The 23041-nt window shown below is 61.6% G+C and carries 21 protein-coding genes; 19 read left to right on the forward strand and 2 right to left on the reverse strand.

Going from position 1 to position 23041, the window contains the following annotated elements; all coding sequences use genetic code 11:
• On the reverse strand, positions 1-789 hold the full coding sequence (locus C7T36_RS07580; RefSeq protein ID WP_045064464.1) for an IclR family transcriptional regulator: 789 nt from the start codon (positions 787-789) through the stop codon (positions 1-3).
• Positions 790-1093: 304 nt separating this feature from the next.
• Here C7T36_RS07580 and C7T36_RS07585 point away from each other — a divergent pair, with 304 nt between their 5' ends.
• The 13 genes from C7T36_RS07585 to C7T36_RS07645 all read left to right on the forward strand — a co-directional run bounded on the left by C7T36_RS07585 (position 1094) and on the right by C7T36_RS07645 (position 15706).
• Complete coding sequence (locus C7T36_RS07585; RefSeq protein ID WP_045064465.1) at positions 1094-2479, forward strand: FAD-binding protein; 1386 nt, start codon at positions 1094-1096, stop codon at positions 2477-2479.
• Positions 2480-2546: 67 nt separating this feature from the next.
• Positions 2547-4016, forward strand: coding sequence for a dihydroorotase family protein (locus C7T36_RS07590; protein ID WP_045064466.1), 1470 nt, complete (start codon positions 2547-2549; stop codon positions 4014-4016).
• Positions 4017-4123: 107 nt separating this feature from the next.
• Positions 4124-5332: a CaiB/BaiF CoA-transferase family protein gene (locus tag C7T36_RS07595; RefSeq protein WP_045064467.1), complete on the forward strand. Its 1209-nt coding sequence runs from the start codon at positions 4124-4126 to the stop codon at positions 5330-5332.
• A 346-nt stretch (positions 5333-5678) separates the two neighbouring features.
• On the forward strand, positions 5679-6728 hold the full coding sequence (locus C7T36_RS07600) for a class I SAM-dependent methyltransferase (protein WP_052683334.1): 1050 nt from the start codon (positions 5679-5681) through the stop codon (positions 6726-6728).
• 62 nt (positions 6729-6790) lie between these two features.
• The gene (locus tag C7T36_RS07605) at positions 6791-7087 is read left to right on the forward strand and encodes a hypothetical protein (protein ID WP_045064468.1); all 297 of its coding nucleotides are present in this window, start codon (positions 6791-6793) and stop codon (positions 7085-7087) included.
• 75 nt (positions 7088-7162) lie between these two features.
• Positions 7163-8713: an ABC transporter substrate-binding protein gene (locus C7T36_RS07610; RefSeq protein WP_045064469.1), complete on the forward strand. Its 1551-nt coding sequence runs from the start codon at positions 7163-7165 to the stop codon at positions 8711-8713.
• 85 nt (positions 8714-8798) lie between these two features.
• Positions 8799-9848: a class I SAM-dependent methyltransferase gene (locus C7T36_RS07615; protein WP_162487723.1), complete on the forward strand. Its 1050-nt coding sequence runs from the start codon at positions 8799-8801 to the stop codon at positions 9846-9848.
• 11 nt (positions 9849-9859) lie between these two features.
• Positions 9860-10924 (forward strand): ABC transporter ATP-binding protein, encoded by a 1065-nt coding sequence (locus C7T36_RS07620; RefSeq protein WP_052683339.1) that lies wholly within the window; start codon positions 9860-9862, stop codon positions 10922-10924.
• The gene (locus tag C7T36_RS07625) at positions 10921-11988 is read left to right on the forward strand and encodes an ABC transporter ATP-binding protein (RefSeq protein WP_084702418.1); all 1068 of its coding nucleotides are present in this window, start codon (positions 10921-10923) and stop codon (positions 11986-11988) included. Before C7T36_RS07620 ends, C7T36_RS07625 begins: the two co-directional genes overlap by 4 nt.
• A gap of 9 nt (positions 11989-11997) precedes the next feature.
• Complete coding sequence (locus tag C7T36_RS07630) at positions 11998-12285, forward strand: hypothetical protein (RefSeq protein ID WP_045064472.1); 288 nt, start codon at positions 11998-12000, stop codon at positions 12283-12285.
• On the forward strand, positions 12282-13214 hold the full coding sequence (locus C7T36_RS07635; RefSeq protein WP_045064474.1) for an ABC transporter permease: 933 nt from the start codon (positions 12282-12284) through the stop codon (positions 13212-13214). Before C7T36_RS07630 ends, C7T36_RS07635 begins: the two co-directional genes overlap by 4 nt.
• Complete coding sequence (locus C7T36_RS07640; protein WP_052683342.1) at positions 13211-14176, forward strand: ABC transporter permease; 966 nt, start codon at positions 13211-13213, stop codon at positions 14174-14176. Before C7T36_RS07635 ends, C7T36_RS07640 begins: the two co-directional genes overlap by 4 nt.
• Positions 14177-14245: 69 nt before the next feature.
• Positions 14246-15706 carry an aldehyde dehydrogenase family protein gene (locus C7T36_RS07645; protein WP_084702419.1) on the forward strand — a complete coding sequence of 487 codons (1461 nt, stop codon included), beginning with the start codon at positions 14246-14248 and terminating at the stop codon, positions 15704-15706.
• 19 nt (positions 15707-15725) lie between these two features.
• Here C7T36_RS07645 and C7T36_RS07650 read toward each other — a convergent pair whose 3' ends face one another.
• Positions 15726-16496 carry an IclR family transcriptional regulator gene (locus tag C7T36_RS07650; protein WP_084702421.1) on the reverse strand — a complete coding sequence of 257 codons (771 nt, stop codon included), beginning with the start codon at positions 16494-16496 and terminating at the stop codon, positions 15726-15728.
• A 153-nt stretch (positions 16497-16649) separates the two neighbouring features.
• Between C7T36_RS07650 and C7T36_RS07655 the strand changes: the two genes are divergently transcribed.
• From C7T36_RS07655 to C7T36_RS07680, 6 genes are all read left to right on the forward strand, one after another.
• The gene (locus C7T36_RS07655) at positions 16650-18401 is read left to right on the forward strand and encodes a carbon-nitrogen hydrolase family protein (protein ID WP_084702423.1); all 1752 of its coding nucleotides are present in this window, start codon (positions 16650-16652) and stop codon (positions 18399-18401) included.
• Positions 18394-20547, forward strand: coding sequence for an FAD-dependent monooxygenase (locus C7T36_RS07660; RefSeq protein ID WP_052683344.1), 2154 nt, complete (start codon positions 18394-18396; stop codon positions 20545-20547). Before C7T36_RS07655 ends, C7T36_RS07660 begins: the two co-directional genes overlap by 8 nt.
• Positions 20544-21305: an aspartate/glutamate racemase family protein gene (locus C7T36_RS07665; protein ID WP_045064481.1), complete on the forward strand. Its 762-nt coding sequence runs from the start codon at positions 20544-20546 to the stop codon at positions 21303-21305. Before C7T36_RS07660 ends, C7T36_RS07665 begins: the two co-directional genes overlap by 4 nt.
• A gap of 35 nt (positions 21306-21340) precedes the next feature.
• Positions 21341-21646 carry a Dabb family protein gene (locus C7T36_RS07670; protein ID WP_045064484.1) on the forward strand — a complete coding sequence of 102 codons (306 nt, stop codon included), beginning with the start codon at positions 21341-21343 and terminating at the stop codon, positions 21644-21646.
• Complete coding sequence (locus tag C7T36_RS07675) at positions 21643-22305, forward strand: isochorismatase family protein (protein WP_239654616.1); 663 nt, start codon at positions 21643-21645, stop codon at positions 22303-22305. Before C7T36_RS07670 ends, C7T36_RS07675 begins: the two co-directional genes overlap by 4 nt.
• A gap of 103 nt (positions 22306-22408) precedes the next feature.
• Entirely contained in the window at positions 22409-23026 is a 618-nt protein-coding gene (locus tag C7T36_RS07680) for a maleylpyruvate isomerase family mycothiol-dependent enzyme (protein ID WP_045064486.1), read from the forward strand.
• The last annotated feature ends 15 nt before the right edge of the window (positions 23027-23041 follow it).

The raw sequence follows: 23041 nt of genomic DNA on the forward strand, positions 1-23041 counted from the left end.
TTACTTTCTCGCGATCGGGTCAGGGAGACCACCTCGCCATCCGAGTGCGCGGGAAACGCGGTCGGATGCCGCGATGATCATGTCCCGGTGGGACTGGCGGAATTCCTCGGTCATTCTCAGCGCCGGGCCGCAGACCGAGAGCGCGCCGACAACTCGTCCGTCCAGGTCGAAAACCGGGGCTGCCATCGACGCGGCATCTTCCTGTCGCTCGCCGGTCGACTGCGAGTATCCGAAGCGTTGTATCTGTGTCAATACGTCACCGAGAACGGCCGGGTCGGTAATCGTCTGCGAGGTCAGTGCCGAAAGTTCCTGTGCAAGAACTTCTTCGATCTGTTCGGGCGGCAAGAAGGCGAGGATACAACGTCCTGAGCTACCACTGTGAAGCGGGAAGCGGCGCCCCAGTTCCACCGACATCTTGATATCACGCTGACTTTCGATCTGGTCGAGGTATACGCGTCCACCCCCGACCAGCGCTGACAGTGTCGCCGTTTCATCGGTGAGTCGCGCAATGTCCTCGAGCACCGGACGCGCCACTTCGCGTAGCGGCGAGGTGCGAAGTGCACGAGCTCCTAGGGCGGCGGCGGCCGGCCCCAGCGAATAGCCACGGTCAGCGCCACCGGCGACAAGTAGGCCCCGGTCGACAAAACTGGTGAGCACACGATGCACCACCGCCTTCGACAAATCCAAATCGCGAGCGATCTTGGAAACGCCAAGGGTTTCTTCGCCATCGACGAAGAGCAAGAGAATGTCGGCGGCTCGATCCGCCGAGGTAGTGCCCTGGGTAACCACTGGGCTGCCGCCTTTCAACTGTGCTCGACCGATTGTGCACTTCAATGTATAGCACCGTTTCCATCAGCGGAACACTGACACGCTCGGATGTCGATCCGCTCGATCGCATCGCTAACCCGCACGTAACATTCGTTTTGTAAGATCAACGTTGACCTGCAGTGAAGTACTGTGAAAGAGTCTGAACATCGATTCCGCGGTATCGTTTCTCCCAGCGGAACATCTGATTGAGGCGAAGGTTCAACGCTTTCACGGCACGTCTACGCTGCGCCGCATGCAGCACGGTAAAAGGAGGCATGGTCCCGCCATGAACGCACCAGCATCGAATTCCGAAGGGCCCGATCTCGTCGTAGCGGGCGCCGGCGGTGGACTGGCCGCAGCACTCCGGGCCGCCCAACTCGGACTCGACGTTCTTGTCGTAGAAGCCAGCGAACATTTCCGTCGCGGTAACAACACATCGATGTCCACAGCGATGATCCCCGGGGCCGGATCACGCTGGCAGGCAACCGAGGGCATAGACGATTCCCCAGAGCAGTTCGTTGCCGACATCATGCGGAAGACAAAAGGCTCCGCAGATGCACGCTTGACCAAAGCCATGGCCGAAGTCAGCGCCCCGTTGGTGGAATGGATGGCCGACCACCTGGCCATTCCGCTGACCCTGGTCACCGACTTCTCTTACCCCGGCCACTCGGCATTTCGCTGCCACACCGTCGAAGGCCGTCACGGCTCGATCCTCCTGGATCATCTTGCACAGGCGGTCTCGACGAACGACAAGATCGACCTCCTCGCTCCTGCCAGGTTGACTGAAGTCCTGCTCGACGACGATCAAGCTGTGCGCGCAGTGGTCATACAGATGCCCGACGGAAGCACCGAGGAAATCACTACTCGTGCAGTAGTTCTGGCGACAAACGGCTATGGCGGAAGCCCCGAACTTGTTCGTGAACTGATTCCCGAGATCGCCGACGCCCGATACCACGGCAGTGAAACCTCGCTCGGTGACGCGCTGCGGATCGGAGCTGAACTCGGCGCGGACTCTGCATTCCTCGATGCATACCAAGGACACGCGGCACTGTCGAAGAAGGCGACCACCCTGGTCGGATGGGCCACGATCATGCACGGCGGTATCGTTCTCGGACAGGACGGTCGACGCTTCGGCGACGAAACCACCGGATACTCCGAATACGCCGCCACATTGGCTGCGCAACCCGGTTCCGAAGGTTGGATCGTCATCGACCAGGCCATCTTCGACAAGTGTTTGGCCTTCACCGACTTTCAGCAGACAGTCGACTCCGGAGCAATCGTCTGGGCAGACACCGCCGACGATCTGGCGCAGGTCACCGGACTCCCTGTCGAAGCCGTCACACTGGAACTTTCTGATATCGAGGCCATCTCGCGCGGTGAGTCCATTGATTCGCACGGCCGAACCTACTTCGCCAATCCACTTGTCGCGCCGTATGCGGCAGTCAAGATTGTCCCCGCACTGTTCCACACCCAGGGCGGACTGGTCGTCGACGAGCACGCCCGCGTACTACGCCCCAACGGCTCCCCCATCACCGGTCTCTACGCCTCAGGTGGCGCGGCAATGGGCATTTCCGGACACGGCGCCTCCGGATACCTGGCGGGCAACGGCTTGCTGCCCGCGTTGGGCCTGGCCTACCTAGCCGCCAATAACATTGCGGCACAAAACCGCTAACTCCACTAAACCTCAATCACCTGAACTGCTCCGGCGGCCGAAACCGGCCGACGACGAAAGGATCCTCATGACGAGCATCTCGCTCCTGATCAAGAACGCTCTGGTCGTGCGCCCGGGCGCCGACGCCCCCGAGAACGGCGAACTGCTCGACATCGCCATCGTCGATGGCAAAATCACCCGCCTCGAAGCAGACATCGCGGTTGAAGGAGCCGAGAAGGTCATCGACGCAGCCGGCAAGGTCGCGTTCCCAGGTGTTGTTGACGGTCACCAGCATTGGGGCATCTACAACCCGCTCGGTGAGGACGCCTCGATCGAGTCCCGCGCGTGCGCTCAGGGCGGCGTCACAACGTCACTGTCGTACATGCGCACCGGGCAGTACTACATGAACAAGGGCGGCGCATATGCCGACGTGTTCCCCGAGGTTCTCGCGGAGACCGAGGGCAAGCCGTACGTCGACTACGCGTACCACTTGGCTCCGATGTCCAAAGAACAGATCGGCGAAATTCCTTCGCTGATAACCGATCACGGCGTCACGTCGTTCAAGATCTTCATGTTCTACGGCAGCCACGGCCTACACGGTCGTTCGAGCGACCAAAGTGAATTCCTCATGATCCCGAAAGAAGAGCGCTACGACATCGCTCACTTCGAATTCGTGATGCGCGGTATTCAGGCTGCACGGGAGCAACTCGGCGACAAAGCTGATCACATTTCGCTCTCACTTCATTGCGAGACCGCCGAGATCATGAGCGCCTACACCAAGATCGTCGAAGAAGAAGGCACCCTGACCGGGCTGGCCGCGTACAGTGCATCCCGCCCGCCGCACTCCGAAGGCCTGGCCGTCACTATCGCCTCCTTCCTGGCCGACGAGACGCAGCTCCCAAACATCAACCTTCTGCACCTGACCTCACGCAAGGCGCTGACAGCCGCAATGCGCATGGCAAAGGCATTCCCGCACATCAACTTCCGCCGTGAGGTCACCATCGGACACCTGCTCGCCGACATCGACACGGCATACGGCCTCGGTGGCAAGGTCAACCCGCCACTGCGTCCCCGCGAAGACGTCGAAGCACTGTGGGAGCACCTTGTTGCCGGCGATATCGACTGGGTCGTCTCCGATCACGCGTGCTGCAAGGACGAGAAGAAGTTCGCCGAGGACCGGGGTGACATCTTTGCTGCCAAGTCCGGCTTCGGTGGCGCCGAGTACCTGCTTCCCGGCCTCCTCACCGAAGGACGCAAGCGCGGCCTGAGCCTGCGCCGCATCGCGGAACTGACTGCATCCAACCCGGCCGAACGGTACGGACTGCCAGGCAAGGGACGCATCGAAGTCGGCTTCGACGCCGATATCGCCCTCGTCGATCCCGAACACACCTATACGGTGCGTGCAGAGGATTCCGAATCAGCACAGGAATACACCCCGTTCGAGGGCTTCGAATTGAGTGCCAAGGTCACCGACACATTTGTTCGCGGCAACCACGTATTCGCAGACGGTGCCGTCTCGGGAGATCCGGTCGGCCGCTACCTGCACCGCCCGTACTGATCCCTGCCCCCAGTTGCCCGGCGGGGCGGTCGTGCTTCAAGCCCTGCCCTGCCGGTGCTTCACCCAGCTTTCTGCCTGTAACTGCGCCCCACAGATCTCGAGGAACCGTGACCACTTCATCTGAACCCACCGGCCCACTGAAAGGCATCAGAGTTCTCGATGCCTCGACGATTCTTGCCGGACCCTTGGTCGCCCAAATCCTCGGAGATTTTGGTGCAGACGTCGTCAAGATCGAGCATCCGACTCGGCCAGACGGTATGCGCGGCCACGGTTTGGAGAAAGACGGCCAGCCGCTGTGGTGGAAGATGCTGTCGCGCAACAAGAAGACGCTCACGCTGCACCTTGGCTCCGAGGAGGGTGCCGAGATTTTCAAGAAACTCGTTGTCGACGCGGATGTTGTGATCGAGAACTTTCGTCCCGGCACGTTCGAAAAATGGGGCCTCGGATACGACGTGCTGTCAAAACTCAATCCAGGTCTGATCATGTTGCGTGTCACCGGCTTCGGTCAGAGCGGGCCTTACTCTAAGCGTCCTGCCTTTGGCACATTGGTGGAATCGATGAGTGGATTCGCGCACCTCACCGGATCGGCCGACGGTCCTCCTACCCTGCCCGCTTTCGGATTGGCGGATTCGATCGCCGGAGTAGCCGGATCTTCTGCGGTGTCCATGGCGCTCTTCAATCGGACCCGTAACGCGGGCAAAGGACAGGTCATCGATCTGGACCTCCTGAGCCCCATCATGACCGCGGTCGGCCCGGGCATCATTTACGCAGATCAACTCGGTATCGACCAGAAGCGTTCCGGCAACCGATCAAGCAACAATTCCCCTCGTAACCTGTATCTCACGTCAGATGATCACTGGCTGGCGATTTCTACCAGCGCCAACTCGATCGCCGAACGTGTGCTCGAACTCGTCGGACATCCCGAGGTCATCGCGGAGCCATGGTTCGCCACCGGCCGTGAACGCGCCAAACACGCGGATCTCCTCGACCGCTACGTAGGCGACTGGATTCGAGCCCGCACCCGGGACGAGGTCATCGCAGCATTCGAGGCAGCCGGAGCCGCGGTGGCGCCCGTGTACAAACCCAGCGATCTGCTCACCGACCCCCAAGTTGAGTCCATCGGTATGACCACCACCGTGGACGATGCTGATCTGGGACCGATGCGCATGCAGAACGTCATGTGGCGAATGAGTGAGACACCCGGCAACATCCGGCACACCGGACGCGCTCATGGTGCCGACACCGCCGACATCCTTCACGACTTGGGTTTCGACGAGGCCGGTATTGCTGCGCTACACGCGCGCAACGTGGTCTGACAACGCCCGCGTCGCGTACGCAGATCTCGAGATTTACCGCAAAGTAACAGAACGCCGCGTTTCAGGCGCGCAAGAGTCTCTCGACACCGGATCGTCGACAAATTCCGTATTAGGCGATTCAAATTTCCAGATTTTTCGGCAATACGAGCCCTCTGGAATCTCGATGACCGGCCATAACCCGCATTACGCCCTCATGTTTTTACACAACGGAAACATCACTCCCGAATCTGCCGAGATTCCCTGCCAGGCAGCACAAATACGGCCTTGACGCAGGGTTCAGCTACCGCCTACAGTCTGGATATCCACACTGTGGCAATCATCTCACCACATAGCGAAATGGACAGTCATGAAGGTCGAACTAAAGCAACGAGGACGTGCGGGACTACAGTTTCTCGGCGCTGTGCAGGAGTTTTCCGGAAAGACCCTCCAATCGGCCGCCGAGGCCGAATACATCGCCGCAGTGCCGAACCCTCCGCTTGACCTGGACGCTCGTCGCGAATCCGTAAACTCCACGTTGGATACGTCCGCATCGTGGAAATTCGATCGCCTTCTCACTCGCTGGGTCGCCGAAGAGATCTACATTCGCGCATTGCCCGCAATCGAGAAGGTTCGCCCCGCAGTTGAAGCCTGGCTCGACGTCAAGGAACCCAGTGGTTCACTGACCCTCAACTTGGAAATCGAAGCCCCCACATACTGGGAACATGGATTCCATCTCACCCCGGGAGGTTGGGACGGCCACGACCTGATGGGTCCGGCCATCTCGGAACTCGTCTTCAACTATGTTCTAGCCCCCGGCGGCGTGGGCGCAGTGCGCACCGGGTCGAACCCGCTCGATCAGCGTGCGCTGGTTGCCGGCGAAGCACCCCGCGATACCTACAAGCACATCGTCGACTTCGGCGCCGGCACCGGTAGATTCACGTTCGCACTGCGCAGAGCCTTCCCGAACGCCCGTATCACCGGTATCGAACTGTCCCAGTCGGCCCTACGACACGCCTTCGCTCTTGCTTCGCAGCAGCAGATGGATATCGAATGGATACACGCGTCCGCAGAGCAGACCCCCCTCGAATCCGAATCAGCAGACCTGGTCGCGTTCTACACCCTGATGCACGAGGTACCGGTCGCCGCGAACAAATCGATTATCGCCGAGGCCTTCCGCGTACTCGAGCCCGGCGGGAACCTGCTCATCAGCGAAATCGCACCGTATGACAAACAATCGGCATTCCGCGCGGTTGTACTCGACTGGGAAACCGAGAATCGCGGCGAACCGTATTGGCGGGAAGTAATGGCGACGGATTGGTCTGCAGCCCTTGCCGAAGCAGGCTTCACCGACATTGAAGCCTACGGCGTTGGCGGTGGGGTGTACCCGTGGGTGACCCGGGCTACCAAGCCTTTCTGATCCAGCCTCACCCGACGACACAGCTTCACCCGCCGACACGAGCGCCGATACAGGAGTACGACATGTCCGCAGTAGCCACCCCCGAACGTCCGCAGTACTTGGAATCAGCGAGATTGGACGATCTCGCCCGGATGGTCACCGAGCTGACCTCCGAGCTGTGGATTCTCAAGGACCGCAACATGATTCTGGAAAAGATCCTCGAAGACAACGGTGTGCTGACAGGCAGCGCGGTCGATGAGTACCAGCCCGACGCGGCACTCTCAGCAACACTTCTCGACGAGCGTCGTGCACTGGCCGAGCGCATCTTCGGAGCGATTTCGCCGTCCGACGAGCGTGTCGCCCGGGCCCTCGCACACTGACCCAGCGGCACGAACGCTGCCCTACATCACTCTCGAAAACCTCACTCGCACAGATCATTCACTCAAGGAGTTCTCGTGGCCCCCCGCAACCCTCTCTCCGGCGTCTCCGTCGACCGCCGACGCTTCCTGCAGTTCGGCGCCATGGGCGCGGGCTTCCTCCTTGCCGGCAGCGCACTGACCGCGTGTTCCGCCGACGCCGCATCCACTGGCACCGTTGCCAGCAGCCTGATCATCGGCACCACGACGTCGATCAACCCTCTGACCGGTCTGAACTCGTCCTACCAGACGTACCAGTACAACGCGTTCGATTCGTTGGTTCGCATGCTTGCCGACGCGACTGAACCCGTTGCTCGAATCGCCACCAGTTGGACCAGCATCGACGATGTCACCACCGACTTCACGATCCGGGACGGCGTCAAGTTTCACGACGGAACTACTCTGACCGCCGAGGATGTAGCGTTCTCGTTCACCGAGAGCATCGAGAAGAAGTTCGTCACTGCATCGATTCTTACCAACATCGTGAGTGTGACTGCGATCGATCCCAGCACCGTGCGCGTTGTCACGAAGACACCCGAGCCGCTCTTGATGAACATCGTCGCGCAGGTCTTCATCGTCCCCAAGGCTGCATTTGTTGCAGCGGGCGGAGCTGACGGCTTTGCCATGAACCCGATCGGCAGTGGCCCGTACAAGATCGCTTCCGGATTCGACATCGATACGTCGGTGACGTTCGAGGCCTTCACCGATTTCTGGGGCACCCCGGCGGCCACCCCCACGGTCGAACTGCGCTACTTCTCCGATTCCAGTGCAATGGCAGCAGCTTTCGAGTCAGGCCAGCTCAGTGTCGCCCACGAATTGCCGGGCAGCGCTCTGCAGACACTCGCCGGAAACAGCGACTTCGAGGTCTCGGCCGCATTCAGCGGTAGCCAGAACATGATGCAGTTCAACACCGCAAAGGCCCCGTTCAACGACATACGAGTTCGCCAGGCCGCAAACGCAGCCATCGATTCCCAGGGTCTGATCGATGCACTCACCTACGGCGCCGGCACGAAGGAAGACGGTCAGCTCCCGATCAAGTCCGTCTTCGGCTACACCGATACGATCACTACTCCCACGACCGATCAGGACAAGGCACGCAAGCTCCTCGCCGAGGCCGGTGCCACAGGTGCCGCGATCACGATTTCGGGTTTGAACCTGTACAAGCCTCTGCTGGAAGCCATCGGTGGGCAGCTCGCCGCAGTCGGATTCAAGCCGACTATCCAATCCAACGAAGCTGCCGTCTGGATCAGCCAGTTCCGAGAGGGCACCGACGCGGATCTGTTCTTCCGCGGCGCGTCATACACCGGCGTGTTCGACGCCGATCGACCATTCTCGTTCGTCTCTTCCGGCAACCGTCCGATGGTGTCCGATCCTAAGTGGACCGAACTGTACGCGGCGAGCCGCCGCGAACTCGATCGCGACGCACGCGAGAAGAAGCTCATCGAGTGCAGCGAGTACATCAAGGAACAGTCCTACATCCTCTACACGTACGCTCGTCCGTCCGTCGGCGGCGTGACTGCGGGAACGAAGGGCATCGACTTCTCCACCGGCATCATGCTCCAGTTCGATCAGGCAACCACCACCGCGTGATTCCGACCGGTGCGGGGCCACACATGAGGGGTGGCCCCGCACTCCCACGATTGACCAGCTCGAGATGTTCGGAGAAGGAGTTCCGGTGACCACAACCACGCCACTGCCCAAGGGCGAACTGATCGACCAGCGCGGGCGCTCCGAGCTGGAATTCTTGCAAGCACTCCGAGTCGGTCTAGCCCCACTGCGCACTCAGGTCCGGGAGCGACTCGATGCAACGGGCATTCTCGAAACTCCCTACGAGGACATCTCAGAACTGCGCAACCGCGTCGACAATGAGCTCGAAAGCGTTCAGGTGCAACGCCTTATCGGCGCGGCGCTGTCATGGAGCCGCGGAGTGGCAACGCCGCGCGCAGCTGCCGCATTCGAACGCAGGCGCGGCGAGCTCGAACCGCTAGCCACGCCGATCGCAACAGTGATCGACCACATCGGTGACGACGTTCCCCGCTATTGGGATTACGAGTTCCACGGCACGGCCGGCGGTTGGGACGGTCACCCCCACATGGGCTTCATTCATCACGAGATGATCTACCACTACCTGCTCGAGAAGATCTTTCCCGGCGACCTCTTCGCCCAGCGCGGCGTCATCGCCGCCGCTGCCCCTGCGGACTCGTACACGAATATTGTCGATCTCGGTTGTGGCACAGGACAGTACACGCTCAAACTCGCCGAGACCTACCCCGGCGCAAAGATCACTGCCGTCGATCTCTCCCGCACTCAGGTCCAATACGCATTGCGCCGCGCCGAAGACGCCGGAGTCACTATCACCGGCGTTCATGCTGCTGCCGAGGACACTGGACTTCCCGCCGGTGAAGCAGATCTCGTGACGTCGTTCATCCTTCTGCACGAGGTCCCGCCGCACACGATTCGCCAGTTATTCGTCGAAGCACTTCGACTTTTGAAACCCGGTGGACACGTTCACTTCTCCGACGTCGCCCCGTACTCGCAACGCTCGCCGTACCAAGCCTGGCTCGACGACTGGGATGCCGCCCACGGAAACGAACCCTGGTGGCGTACCGCCGCAACCATCGACCTGGTCAAGGCAGCCGCCGACGCCGGATTCGTCGACATCAACCAAGCAGCCCACGGCCCCCAGTCGTATCCCTGGGTGACGACCGCCCGCAAGCCCAAATGAGGATCCCTGACGTGACCACGCCAACCAGCACCCCGACCTCGTCGGCCGAGCCCCTCGCGCTCTCGTTTCGCGATGTCACAGTCCACCTGCCCCGCGCCAACGACGAGCTGCAGATTCTGCACGGCGTCAGCTTCGAGGTACCGGCCGGACAGGTAGTGGCTCTGGCAGGCGAATCCGGTTCAGGGAAGTCCACCGCAATGCTCGGTGCCATGCGCTTACTGCCTTGGGGCGCCCGGATCGGCGGATCGATCATCGCCGGCGAAAAAGACGTCGCGCAGATGACCAAAGCTGAACTACGCGAATTCCGTTCGCGCAAAGCACGTGTCATCCTGCAGGACCCGTGGAGTTCACTGCACCCCATGCACAGTATCGGGTCACAGCTGATCGAATCGGCGCGCTCGGGAGACCCGAAGCTGTCCAAAGCCGACGCCCGTGTCCTCGCTGCGGAAACTCTCGCGCGCGTCGGAATTCCCGACGCCGAGTCGCGTCTGAAGAGCTATCCACACCAGATGTCCGGTGGCCAGCTGCAACGAGTGGTCATCGCAATGGCCTTGGTGGCCAAGCCTTCTCTGTTGCTCTGTGACGAGCCGACCACTGCCCTCGATGTCACCACTCAGGCCCAAATTCTCGAACTGCTTCGTGAGCTGAACCGCGAAATGGGCTTGACCATCATCATCGCCACGCACGATCTGGATGTGATCGCCGGTATCGCGGATCGATTGGTCGTGATGTATGCCGGCGCGGTGGTCGAACAGGGTCCGGTCGCCGAGGTCATGAGCAACCCGCAACACCCGTACACCTGGGCGTTACTGCAGACGGCACCCGAGCACAACTCGGGAGCCCGCCTACGCACCATCGAAGGCCGCCCGCCGGCACTCGACAAACTGCCCGCCGGTTGCTCGTTTGCACCTCGTTGTGACTTCGCTGCCGACGAATGCCGAACACACCGACCCCAGTTGACGGCCCTCGATCCCGCTGGCGACCGGATGACGGCCTGCCTGCGCGTGCAAGACGCCCATACCGTCGCCGATCCGTTCGACACCGATCCGATACTGGAAGCGAGTGCACAGCGATGACCTCCAAATCCGAAACCATCCTCGAACTCCAGGATGTCCATCAGCACTTCCCCGGTCCGGGGCGCCAAACCGTCAAGGCCGTCAACGGTGTCTCACTGACAGTCCGCAAGGGTGAGACTGTGGGCTTGGTCGGCGAGTCCGGCAGTGGCAAGACCACCGTCGGCCGCACCGCGCTGCGCCTGTACACCCCTACCTCCGGACAGATTCTTTTCGAGGGCCAGGACGTCAGTAAGGTCAAGGGCCGCAAGCTGTCCCAGATCCTACGTCGGCGTTCGGCGATGGTGTTCCAGAACCCGTCCACCTCACTCAACCCGTTCCTCAAGCTCGAGGATGTACTGACCGAGCCACTGACCGTGCATGGAATCGGGAACAAGGACGCCAGGCGCCGCGCCGCAGCGGACATGCTCGATCGTGTGGGACTGGGCAGCGAGATGGGTGGCCGCTATCCCCATGAACTCTCCGGTGGTCAGCGTCAGCGTGTGGGCATCGCCCGCGCTCTCATGCTCGATCCCACCCTCATCGTCGCCGACGAGCCCACTGCGTCACTCGACGTGTCGGTTCAGGCGCAGGTGGTGAATCTCCTTCAGGACATTCAGGCCGAACGTGGACTGTCGTACCTGTTCATCAGTCACGACCTGTCGCTGGTCAGACACCTGAGCCACCGAATCGCCGTGATGTACCTGGGCCGGATCGTCGAAACCGGAACGTCGGATGAGGTTTTCGACGAGCCGCTGCACCCGTACGCCGCTTCGCTGGCGTCGATGCAGCTCAGCCCCGAGAACCGTATCCTGCCCAGCGGCGACCTCCCGTCGCCCAGTAATCCACCGTCAGGCTGCCCGTTCCACACACGATGCGCTATCGCCCGCGACACCTGCGCGGTGAACGAGCCGGCACTGACCACAGTCCCCAGCACCACCGGAGGAGAGAGCCGTCAGGTCGCCTGCCACTTCCCCGGCGAACTCACCCTGAACTCGAGCGCGCACCGCACAACCGCGCCGCGGTCGCCTTTGCCGCTGACCCTCGAAACGCGCTCTGACGCACTCCTCACCTCCACCCGTAGTTAGGACGAACCCATGCCAGGATTCGCACTGGACGACCCCCGGTACCTCAACGGTGATACCGACAACGACGCGCTGATGCGCATGCTCCTCGAACTTGCTTCCGAGGTGTGGGTACTTCGCGACCGACAGATCCTGCTCGAGAATGCGCTCCGCAAGCACGACGCACTCGGGGTTGACGAGTTGGATGCCCCGATCACCGATCCGGAACTGCGCGAGAAGCTCAAAACCGAACGCGAAGAGATGATTCTACGGATCTTTTCCGCAGCATCGAAGCACTACGTAGTGCCGGCGACGTCATGAAAGTACTCGATTACCTCTGGCGCAAATTGGTTCTTCTTGCCACCGTCATCGTCGGTGTGACGACATTCCTGTTTGTGATTTCCCGGATGTCCGGTGACCCGGCGGTGCTCATGTCGCCACCCGAAGCCACGCAAGACGTCATCGACGCCACTCGCGAACGCCTAGGCCTCGACGCCCCACTGATCGTGCAGTACTTCGATTCGATCAAGGGCGCCTTTACCTTCGACTTCGGCATCTCTTTCGTATCGAAGGTCGATTCCGGGACGTTGGCGATGGATCGTCTCGTCCCGAGCCTTTCCATCGTTGTCCCCAGCATTCTTCTTGCCGCTCTGCTGGCGGCCTGCATCGGCACCTACGCGGCTCTGAACCAGGCTAACAAGCGCGGCCGCGGAATCATGGCCGCCGCCTTCATCCTCGACGGTATCCCCTACTTCATCCTGGCTCTGCTGCTGGTCCTGATCTTTGCCATCACCCTCGGCTGGCTTCCCGCTACGGGATCCAAAGGTGCGATCAGCCTGGTCATTCCGATCGCAGTTCTCACCGTGCAAGGCTTTTCGACGATGACACGTCTGACCCGCGGTCAGTTGATCGACGCACTGGGCCAGGGACCAGTCACCATGGCCAAGTCGAAAGGCCTCTCGTCGCGCACCGTACTGGTCAAGCATGCAGTCCCACTCGCCATTCCGCCGCTCGTAGCGTTTCTCGGCATTCTGTTCTCGCTGATGATGGGTTCACTGCTGATTCTCGAGCCGCTCCTCAATTACGCCGGACTCGGCCAGTTGCTGGTTCGCAGCGTTTCGTCCCGTGACTTCCCGACGGTCCAGGCCTGCGTGTTCGTCATGGCGGTTCTGATCACGATCGTCAACATCGCGATGGACGCGGTTGTGCGCATTCTCGACCCCCGACTCCGAACGAAGGTGTCCGCATGACGTCGACAGGCCCCACCAAGAAAGCACCGACCACCGATCAAGCCACCGGTACAAAGCCGGCTGCCAAGGCTGAACAGCGCTCCCCCGGGCGCACTCGCGAGGTCTTCGGTAAGGCTTGGTCGAATCCGACCGGCAAGATCGGGTTCGTGATTCTCGGAATCCTGGTTATCGCAGCAGTCTTCGCGCCTGTGCTCGCATCCCAGGATCCCGCACTTCAGACTCTCTCCGATGCCAACACCAAACCCTTCTGGCTCGGCGGCGACGGCGGATACCTGTTCGGAACCGACTCGCTGGGCCGCGACGTCTACAGTCGCGTGCTGTACGGGCTGCGACTGAGCCTGGCGGTCGGCATCATCACGGCCACGATCAGCGCTGCCCTCGGTCTGATCCTCGGTATTCTGGCCGGTTACTACGAGCGATTCCTCGGGAGCTTCCTGCTCCGCATCGCCGATATCCAATTCGCGATCCCGTTCATCGCCGTCGGTATCGCACTGACCGCAGTGCTCGGTCCTGGCATCGTCAATCTTGTTGCCGTTCTGGCAGTCTGGGCCTGGACCCTATACGCGAGAACAATCGTCAACTCCGTCTCCCAGGTTCGCCGTCTCGACTTCGTCACCGCTGCACGCACCCTCGGCGCTTCCACACCTCGCATCATGCTGCGCCACATCGCACCCAGTGTCGTGGGGCCGATCGTTGTCCTGTGGTCGACCAGCGTCGGCGTCACCGTACTGGCCGAGAGTGGACTGAGCTTGCTCGGCCTCGGCGTCCAGGCACCGGACTTCTCCCTCGGTTCAATGCTCGCCGACGGCCAGACGGCCTTGCGTCTGTCGTGGTGGTCGGTGGCGTTCCCCGGCTTGGCACTGCTCCTGATCGTTCTGGCGTTCAACATGATCGGTGACGCTCTGCGCGACGGTTTCAACCCCAGCGCCGCTGCCAAGCCGCACAACCCCGAACTCACCTGAGTTCCCCTTCCGACCACGCATTCCTCGCGCCAGGCCGACACCTGCGCGCTTTCCATCGACGGAGAAAACATGACTGAACCGATGTACCAGGATGTACCCGTCGATCCAGCGCAGTGGTTGGCCGGGCTCGGTCTTCAACAGACGGTAGGCGGCGAGGACTGTCCGCCCGTGTCAACCATGGACGTGCCGTACCCGGCCACGGAGGAAACGATCGCGACTGCACCGTTCGGCGACGCGGCAACCATCGCTGCTGCTGTCCTGGCAGCGCATTCGTCATTCCCGGCCTGGTCCCGTACTTCATGGGAGCAGCGCCGCGAAGCACTCGAAAAGTTTGCCGCAGCACTGGAAGCGGACGTAACCACGTTGTCACTGATTCTGACCGCCGAGACCGGGCGCACCCTTCGCCGCTGCCGGAGCGAAGTATTGAGCGCGGGACGCTTCGTCCGGACAATCGCTGCGACCGGTCCCGACGTGGAGCAGATTCCGCACGACCGGTCATCGGTCCGCCGAATCGGACGTCCGCTGGGCGTGGTCGGTGCCATCGCCCCCTGGAATTCCCCGGTACTACTAGCGGTGGTCAAAGTCGCCAACGCACTCCTGTCGGGAAATACGCTGGTATTGAAGGCTTCTCCGTTCACACCGCTTGCCGCTCTCCGGTTCGGCCAACTGGCTCGGTCGATCTTTCCAGCCGGTGTCCTCAACGTCGTCAACGGCGACGGCGTCGCAGGGGCGGCGTTGGTCAACGATCCTCGCGTCGCCAAGATCTCGTTTACCGGCTCGACCGCAACCGGCAAGCTCATCGCCGCCTCTGCCGCCCGGCAACTCAAACGGCTGACCCTCGAACTTGGCGGAAACGACGCCGCCATCGTGCTGGCCGACGCAAACCTCGACACGTTTGTCGAGTTCTCATCGCAGATCGGACTTTTGAACTGTGGCGCTTTTTGCGCCGGAGTGAAGCGGGTATACGTGGAGCGCTCGATTCACGACGAACTCGTCGATCGATATGCTGCGCGCCTACGTGATGTCGTCCTGGGGGACGCTTTCGAACCGGCAACCGACATGGGCCCGATCCAGAATCGTCCACAATTCGAACGTGTTCTGGGACTGCGCAATGCGGCAGTCGAATCCGGCGCAACGCTGCATGAGAGCGTCGGCCCGATCCCCGACCGCGGACTTTTCCTCGCCCCTGCGGCAGTCACCGGGCTCTCACGCAGTCATCCACTTGTTCAGGAAGAACAGTTCGGCCCTCTGCTCCCGATCATCGCGTTCGACGATCCCGCAGAGGCAGTGATCGAAGCGAACAGCGGCCCGTACGGCCTTGGAGGCTCCGTCTGGAGCGCCGACATCGAGCGCGCAGAGTCGTTGGCCGTGCAACTCGATGTCGGTACCGCGTGGGTGAACCAGCACGGCGCTTTCGAACCCGCAGTCCCGATGCCTTTTGCCAAGGCATCGGGAATCGGAATCGACTACGGCGGGCTCGGAGTCCACGAGCACAGCCAACCCATGGTCGTCAATGTCCTCCGCCCGTGAGCCTGTTGATCATCCGATATCAGTACTGGTCCAGCAACTCCGAGATTTCCGCCGCCGCGTCTCGGATCAACTCGATCATCCGGTCCCGACGCGTCTGATCCGACCGGAAGATCGGCGCGGCCGTACCGATGGATGCCACAACGGCGCCGTGAGACGTAATCGCGGCAGCGCAACCCCAGATACCCTCGTCAACCTCTTCGAAGCTTTCTGTCCATCCCTCTGCCTGCGTCCGATCCAACGCCTCGTCGGTGAGCATCGTGATCCGCGCAGAGGGCAGGGTCGGCAGAATCGCGGCCAGATGGGCGGCACGTTCGGAACGCGACATCGATGCCAGCAGGATGCGCGACAGCGAACCGGCGTGCAGCGACATCGCTTGCCCCTTGTCGAACTGAAGTCGCACCGGGCGGCGGGATTCCACCCGGTCGACGCAGTACGCCGCGTCTCCGCCCCGGCGAGCGATGAGAACCGTCTCATCGATCTCGTCTCGGACGCGGGTCATGATCGGCAGCCCGATCTCGGCGAGCGGAGCCTGCGCCGCCTCACATGCTCTAGCGAGACTCAGCACGAGATCCGTTACCCGGTACGAGTTCTGGGCGGCACTGTCGAGCAGGCCGACCTCGCGAAGCAGTGCCACGTACCGGTACGTCGAGGTGACCGAGAGGTCGAGTTCGGTGGCGAGATCGGCCACCGTCCACGTCGGCCGTTCCTCCGTGAAACAGAGCAAGGCAGACAACAGCTTTCGGCTACTGCCGGCACCACTGACCTTGTTATGACTACTCGGAATGGGCAATTCGAGGCCTACTCTTTCTCACAGTACAAAACCAGCTTCTCCCAGAATATGAAGAAGCGTACCCACAATACGACGAATTCGTCACCGGCCCGCTTGCACGCACCGCGACTTGCCATTAATCTCATATCCATAATATGGAAGGAATGAAACCACATGATGGAAATTCTTGATTCAGCACCTCAGGACATCTCTTCCGCTGGACCCACACTCCGAGTGGCGTCCGCACAGTTCTTCTCCGGAACCGACGTGGCCGCGAATGCGCAGATTGTCGTGAACTACTTACGCGCCGCGCACGATGCGGGCGCAAAACTTGTAGTCTTTCCCGAGAACAGCAACCGCGTTCGTGATTACACCGACCGCGAAGAATGCTGGGAGAAGTCCGAGAGGTTGGACGGCGAGTTCGTCACCACCATTTCGGCCGCCTGCGCCGAACTCGGTATGTACGCAGTGGTGGGCGTCGACCTGAGCGACGAGATCAAGCCGAACGTCCGTATCGCCTCGGTTCTGATCGGGCCGTACGGCGACATCGAACATGTACATCACAAGACTGTTTTCTGGGATTACGAATACACCCTCTTCGTTCCCGGCACCAAACCCCTGAAGGTGATCGACACCCCCATCGGCCGCATCGGCCTGCTGATGTGTGCGGACGGCATCGTCCCCGACGTTCCCCGGGTTCTCGGTCTCCTCGGCGCCCAGATCTTCTGCAATTCGCTCAATTCCCGTGGGCCGGACGAGGTACGGGTCCATGTACCACTCCGCACCCTGGAAAACCATGTCTGGCATATCTCCTCCAATACCGTCGGCGGCCCAGCCGACGGTTGGCCGTGGATGGGTGGATCCCAGGTCGTCTCCCCTCGTGGAGAGATCTTGGCCTGCGCCGGCGAGGAATCCGAGGGCCTCATCTGGGCCGACATCGACGTCGACGCTGCCGACGACAAGAACGTGCCCGGCTTCACCGACGTCTTCGGGTGGCGCCGCCCCGATCTCTACGGCGACTTGATGGTCCCCCACGACGAGTTGCCCGTCGCCGACATGCTCGGTGCGCTCTCACCCGACATGCCTGCCAAGCCTGTCGATGTCGCCACCTTGCAGGTCTCCTGGTTCCACAACCGGGAATGGACGATTCAGAGGGCCATCGGGCAGATTGCCCACGCAGCCAAGCAAGGCGCACAGTTGGGCGTACTGCCTGAACTGTTCTGCTTCAAGCCCGGTGAAGTCGATACCGACCCCGCTGCTGCGGCAGCCACCTCCACCGAGGTACTCAGCCGGATTCGCGCCGCAGCCACCGAGCATTCCTTCTGGGTAGCCGTACATCTCGTCGCGCGGGACGGTGACGCCTTCTACTCCACCGCATACCTGATCGACGCGGACGGCGAGATCGCACTCGAGTATCGCAAGACTCACCTCGATACCGCAGAAAGCCTGTGGGCCACTGCCGGAGACGAGCTCCCGGTCGCACACACCGCACTCGGTTCCATCGCTCTGATGATCGGTAACGAAGTATGGGTCCCCGAAGTCATGCGACTGCTGACGCTTCGAGGCGCCGAACTGGTCCTGCACCCCACCAGTTGGGATCGGCAGGAAGCCCCCGACATGGCGGCCACCGAGCGCACTGAGGAAAACCGCGTACACCTTGTCTCCGTCAATCGACTCGACAGCCCGGCCAAGGTCGGTAGCCAAATCGTGCGCTCCGATCTCTTCATCCCCGGTCAGCCCATTGCACTCATGAGATACCCCTCGGCGCAGTGGACCCGGTACGGCTTCGAAGAGCAGCTGATACAGCGACTCGACCTTCGCGAATCGCACAGCAAGATGATGGGGCACTACCTCGATCCCGTCGGCACACGCCAGCCGAACCTCTACGGCCCCCTTCTCGTTGAAAGGACGTCGGTTGATGTCTGATTCCACACTTACCGCCGCCGACGCCGACATGAACACCGTCGTCGTGGTCGGTATGGGCCCGGTCGGCATGGTCGCCGCGCTCAAACTCGGAAAGCTCGGGTACCAGGTCCTCGTCCTCGAGGCCGGCGACGATCTAGCCGAGGAATCCCGTGCCTCCACGTTTCACCCGTCTTCGCTCGAACTGCTCGAGGAACTCGGCGTGGTCGACGAACTTCGCGCCGTCGGCCTCGAAGCACCGGTATTCCAGTACCGCGAACGCGCTGGCGCCGTACTCTCCGAGATGGACATGAGTCTGCTTGCCGGAGAAACGAAGTACCCGTTCCGACTCCAGAGCGAGCAGAACAATCTCACCCACATCATCCGCCGTCATCTGGAAACGATGCCGAATGTCACGCTTCAATTCTCCAGCCCGGTCGGTCGCGTCGAGCAGGGATTCGAGCATGTGCGCATATTCCTACCCGGCACCGACCGCGACCACCCGATACGGGCGCGCTGGGTAGTCGCTGCCGATGGTGCCCAGTCGAATATCCGTAAGAGCCTGGGAATTTCATTCGAGGGTCGGACCTACGACGAGCGTTTCCTGGTTATCTCGACGACTCACGAATTCCGGGACGACTTCCCGGACCTGGCATATGTCTCGTATATTTCCGACCCGGAAGAGTGGGGTGTGCTGCTGCGGACACCGAATCACTGGCGAGCGCTGTTTCCGGTCCAGGACGACGAAAGTGACGAGTCCGCCCTGTCCCCCGACGCGATGGAAGCTCGTTTACAGCGAATTGCGCCGCAGCCCAGCCGATACGACGTACCGCACGCTTCGATCTACAAGGTCAACATGCGCGCAGCTGCCACATTCGCCTCGGGACACATCCTGCTCGCCGGCGATGCAGCACACGTCAACAACCCGCTCGGTGGGATGGGGATGAACAGTGGCATCCACGACGCCTGGGCCGCAGCAGAGGTCATCGATGCCGCGCTGACCGGCACAGATTCCACTCATGCCGCATCTCTCTACAGTGAACTGCGTCGCGACGCCGCACTCAATCACGTTCAGGCACAAGCGCAGAAGAACTACGACTCGATGAGCGAAGATGACGATGCCGAACGCGAGGCCCGCGCGGACATGCTCTCCGCGATGGACCGCGATCTGCTCGACAAACGCGATCACCTGCGTACGGCCGCCATGTTCACGTCACTGCGCATCACCATGGGCCGCCTCGCCCGCGAACTGCGTGCCGTCCCCGCCGCAACCAGGCCTGCCGGACGACGACTCTCCGAAATGCTCTGCTACGAAACAGTTTTAGCCCCCGGCGCGTACGACGGTGTCTCGGTCAAGGCACTCGACGCATCCGGTTTCACGGCCGGTTACGTCTCTGGTGCAGCGGTGTCCGCGGCGGCACTAGGCCAACCCGACCTGGGATACCTCGGACTTGCCGAGATGGCCGAACAGGTGCGCCGCATGACCGCGGTCAGTGACATCGCTCTGATCGTGGACGGTGACACCGGTTACGGCGGAGTACTTCAGGTCGGTGAGGCCGTCACCCGTCTCGAACGTGCCGGTGCCGCGGCCATCCAATTCGAGGATCAGGTCGCGCCCAAACGTTGTGGACATCTGACCGGTCGCCAGGTGGTGCCGATCGAGGAAATGGTCGCCAAGATCGAGATCGCCTCCAGTCGCAGAAGATCTGCGCTGATCATCGCCCGCACCGATGCACTCTCGGTCGACGGTATCGACGCGGCACTCACCCGAGTGCGCGCCTATGCCGCGGCCGGCGCCGACCTGGTGTTCGTCGAAGGCGCCTACAGCGAGGAGTTGCTACGCGCCATCCATGACGCGATCCCCGGCACTCCACTGGTGATCAACGTCAGCGAAGCCGGCGACCACTCCGCACTGCCCCATCCGCGGATTCTTCGCGAACTCGGTGTTGCACTGATGATCTACCCCGTAGCACCGATCCTTGCGTCCGCCGAGTCGATCACGGCCATGTACACACAGATCCGCGCCACCCGATCCTCTGGCCTCTCGCAACGGGATTGGGATCGGTTCACTGCACTGACCGGGCAGGATGCGCAACTTGCACAGAGCGCCGGATTCGCTACGTCCGCAGTGACCCACATCAACCCCACACCCTCGAGGAGTCTCGCATGACCGCCACCGCTGGCAGCGTCTCATCCATCAGCAAAGGCAGGCGTTTTGCGCTGATCGTCCCCTCCACCAACACGTCGGTCGAGCGGGAGTTCCACCACATCCGCCCGCAAGACAGCTCCTGGCACACCGGCCGGATCATGATCAAGGCTGCGGCTCTCGATTCCGCGGACGCCTTCGGTCTGTTCCGTGAGGATCTCAACGCTGCGTTGCCGTCGGCACTCGAGATCGTCATGACTGCCAACCCGGACTACATCGTCATGGGAATGTCCGCAGAAACCTTCTGGGGTGGCGTCGCCGGCAACGCTGCGTTCGAACAGAACGTCCGCGAACTCACCGGCCTCGACGTGACCACCGGCGCTACGGCTGCTGCTGAGGCCCTGAAAGCATTCGGCGCCAAGAAGATCGGCATCGTCACCCCTTATCAGCCGGTCGGCGACGAGCAGGTTGTTGCATACTTCACCGAACTCGGATTCGACGTTGCCGGTATCCACGGGCTGAAGTCTGCATCTGCGACGTCCATCGCCGACGAAACACCCGAGGACATCCGGGCCGCGTTCCTGGCTGTCGACGGACCCGATGTCGACGCGCTCATCCAGGCGGGTACCAACCTCGAAGCCATCACGGTTGCTGCCGAACTCGAAAAGGAACTCGGCAAGCCCGTCATCGCCATCAATCTCGCCACTGTGTGGCATGCGCTGCGCGCCAATGGCATCAACGACAAGATCGCGGGCCACGGCTCACTCCTCGAACGTTTCTGACACTCTCCGCCCGGCACTTGAAAGGATCAACCACGATGTTCCGTCACGTCGGACTTCTCACCTTCAACGACGAGGCCACTACCAACAACCGCGACGGCATCGCCGAGGCACTGCGCGCGTTACCCGGCCAGATCCCCGGGTTGCAGAAGGCAGAGGTATCCATCGATGCCGGTCTGACCGAGGGCAATGCCGACCTGATGTTCACGATGACTTTCGATTCGAAGGCCTCATGGGAGGCATACCGAACGCACGCCGCACACGTCGCGGTGCTGACCGACCACATCAAACCTGTTCTCTCGTCGAAGACGTTTGTACAGATTGACGAAGACTTTCAGTCGTGACCGACCAGATCACCACGATCGCCGGCGCCGATCTCTCCGGGGATTACACCTTCTCCGGATTCGGCGGCTCCCTCCCCCTCGGGTCCCGCCCGGCGCTGGTGATCGTCGATCCTGCCAAGGCATACTCCGAACCGTCATCACCGCTGTATGTCGGTGCCGAAGAAGTGGTTACGCGTATCCGGACACTCCGGGCTGCCGCCTCGGCTGCAGGAATACCGGTCTATCTGACCCAGGTGCTCTACGACGACGACGCGGGCGTTCTCGGCGGCTTGTTCTTCTCCAAGGTTCCGGCATTGCGCCACTTCGTCGCGGGTAACCCCTTCTCGGACTTCATCGACGGACTCGAACCCCAACCTGGCGAGATGGTGATCACCAAGCATTACCCGAGCGCCTTCCACGGCACTTCACTGGCCGCGGCCCTGACAGCCACCAAGATCGACACCGTGCTGATCACCGGGTTCTCCACCAGCGGATGCATTCGCGCCACCACTATCGATTCACTGCAACACGGCTTCGTGCCCGTTGTCGTCTCCAACGCTGTCGGCGATCGCCATCAAGAAGCGCACGATTCGAACCTGCGAGACATCGCGGCCAAGTGCGGAGAAGTGCGGAGTCTCGATCAGGTACTCTCCTATCTTCGTACTCGCAGCGAAGCCTGACGTCGTCACAGAAGAAGTGCAGTCAACGCGGCAGCAACACCGCAGCGTTCGCCATCACCAGTGTTCGGCGCCGCAATGCGCGAGGTCACGCTACCGTGCGGAGATGAACGTAAAGGCTCACATCCTCGCTGAACGACGGGAGTTGGTCACGCTACTCGAGACGTTGAGCCCTGACCAATGGTCAACGCCGTCGCTCTGCGGACACTGGTCGGTGCGCGATGTTGCGATACACGTGTCGATGGATTCTGTGACGATGCCTCGCTATTTCCTTGCAGCGCTGCACAATCTATCCGCTAACCGTGTCAACGAAAGCTACGTCACCGCACAGAATGACGTGCCGACAGACATCCTCGTCGATCGTCTCGCAGCTTCCGCGACCACGAGTTGGTTCGCAAGATATGCCCCACGCCTCACCCTTTCCGACCATGTTGTGCACCAGCAAGACATCCGGCGACCGCTCGGGTTACCTCGAACGATCGATCCGGAGCGCCTACGACTTGTACTCGATCGACCCGATCCCTTTGCACAGCCGCGTCGATTCACCAAGGGCCTCCGGTTCACTGCTTCCGATCTCCCCTGGGAACACGGCACCGGACCAGAAGTCCACGGGCGAGCGGAGGCGCTGGCCCTCGCAATGGTCGGGAGGGCATCGGTGCTCGACGATCTTGAAGGCGACGGCGTTGATGTTCTCCGCGCCCGCATGTCTCACAACGGCAACTGACGCTTCAACACCAAT

Origin of the sequence: Rhodococcus sp. AD45-ID, assembly GCF_003023755.1 — a bacterium.
Lineage (GTDB): Bacteria > Actinomycetota > Actinomycetes > Mycobacteriales > Mycobacteriaceae > Rhodococcus_F > Rhodococcus_F globerula.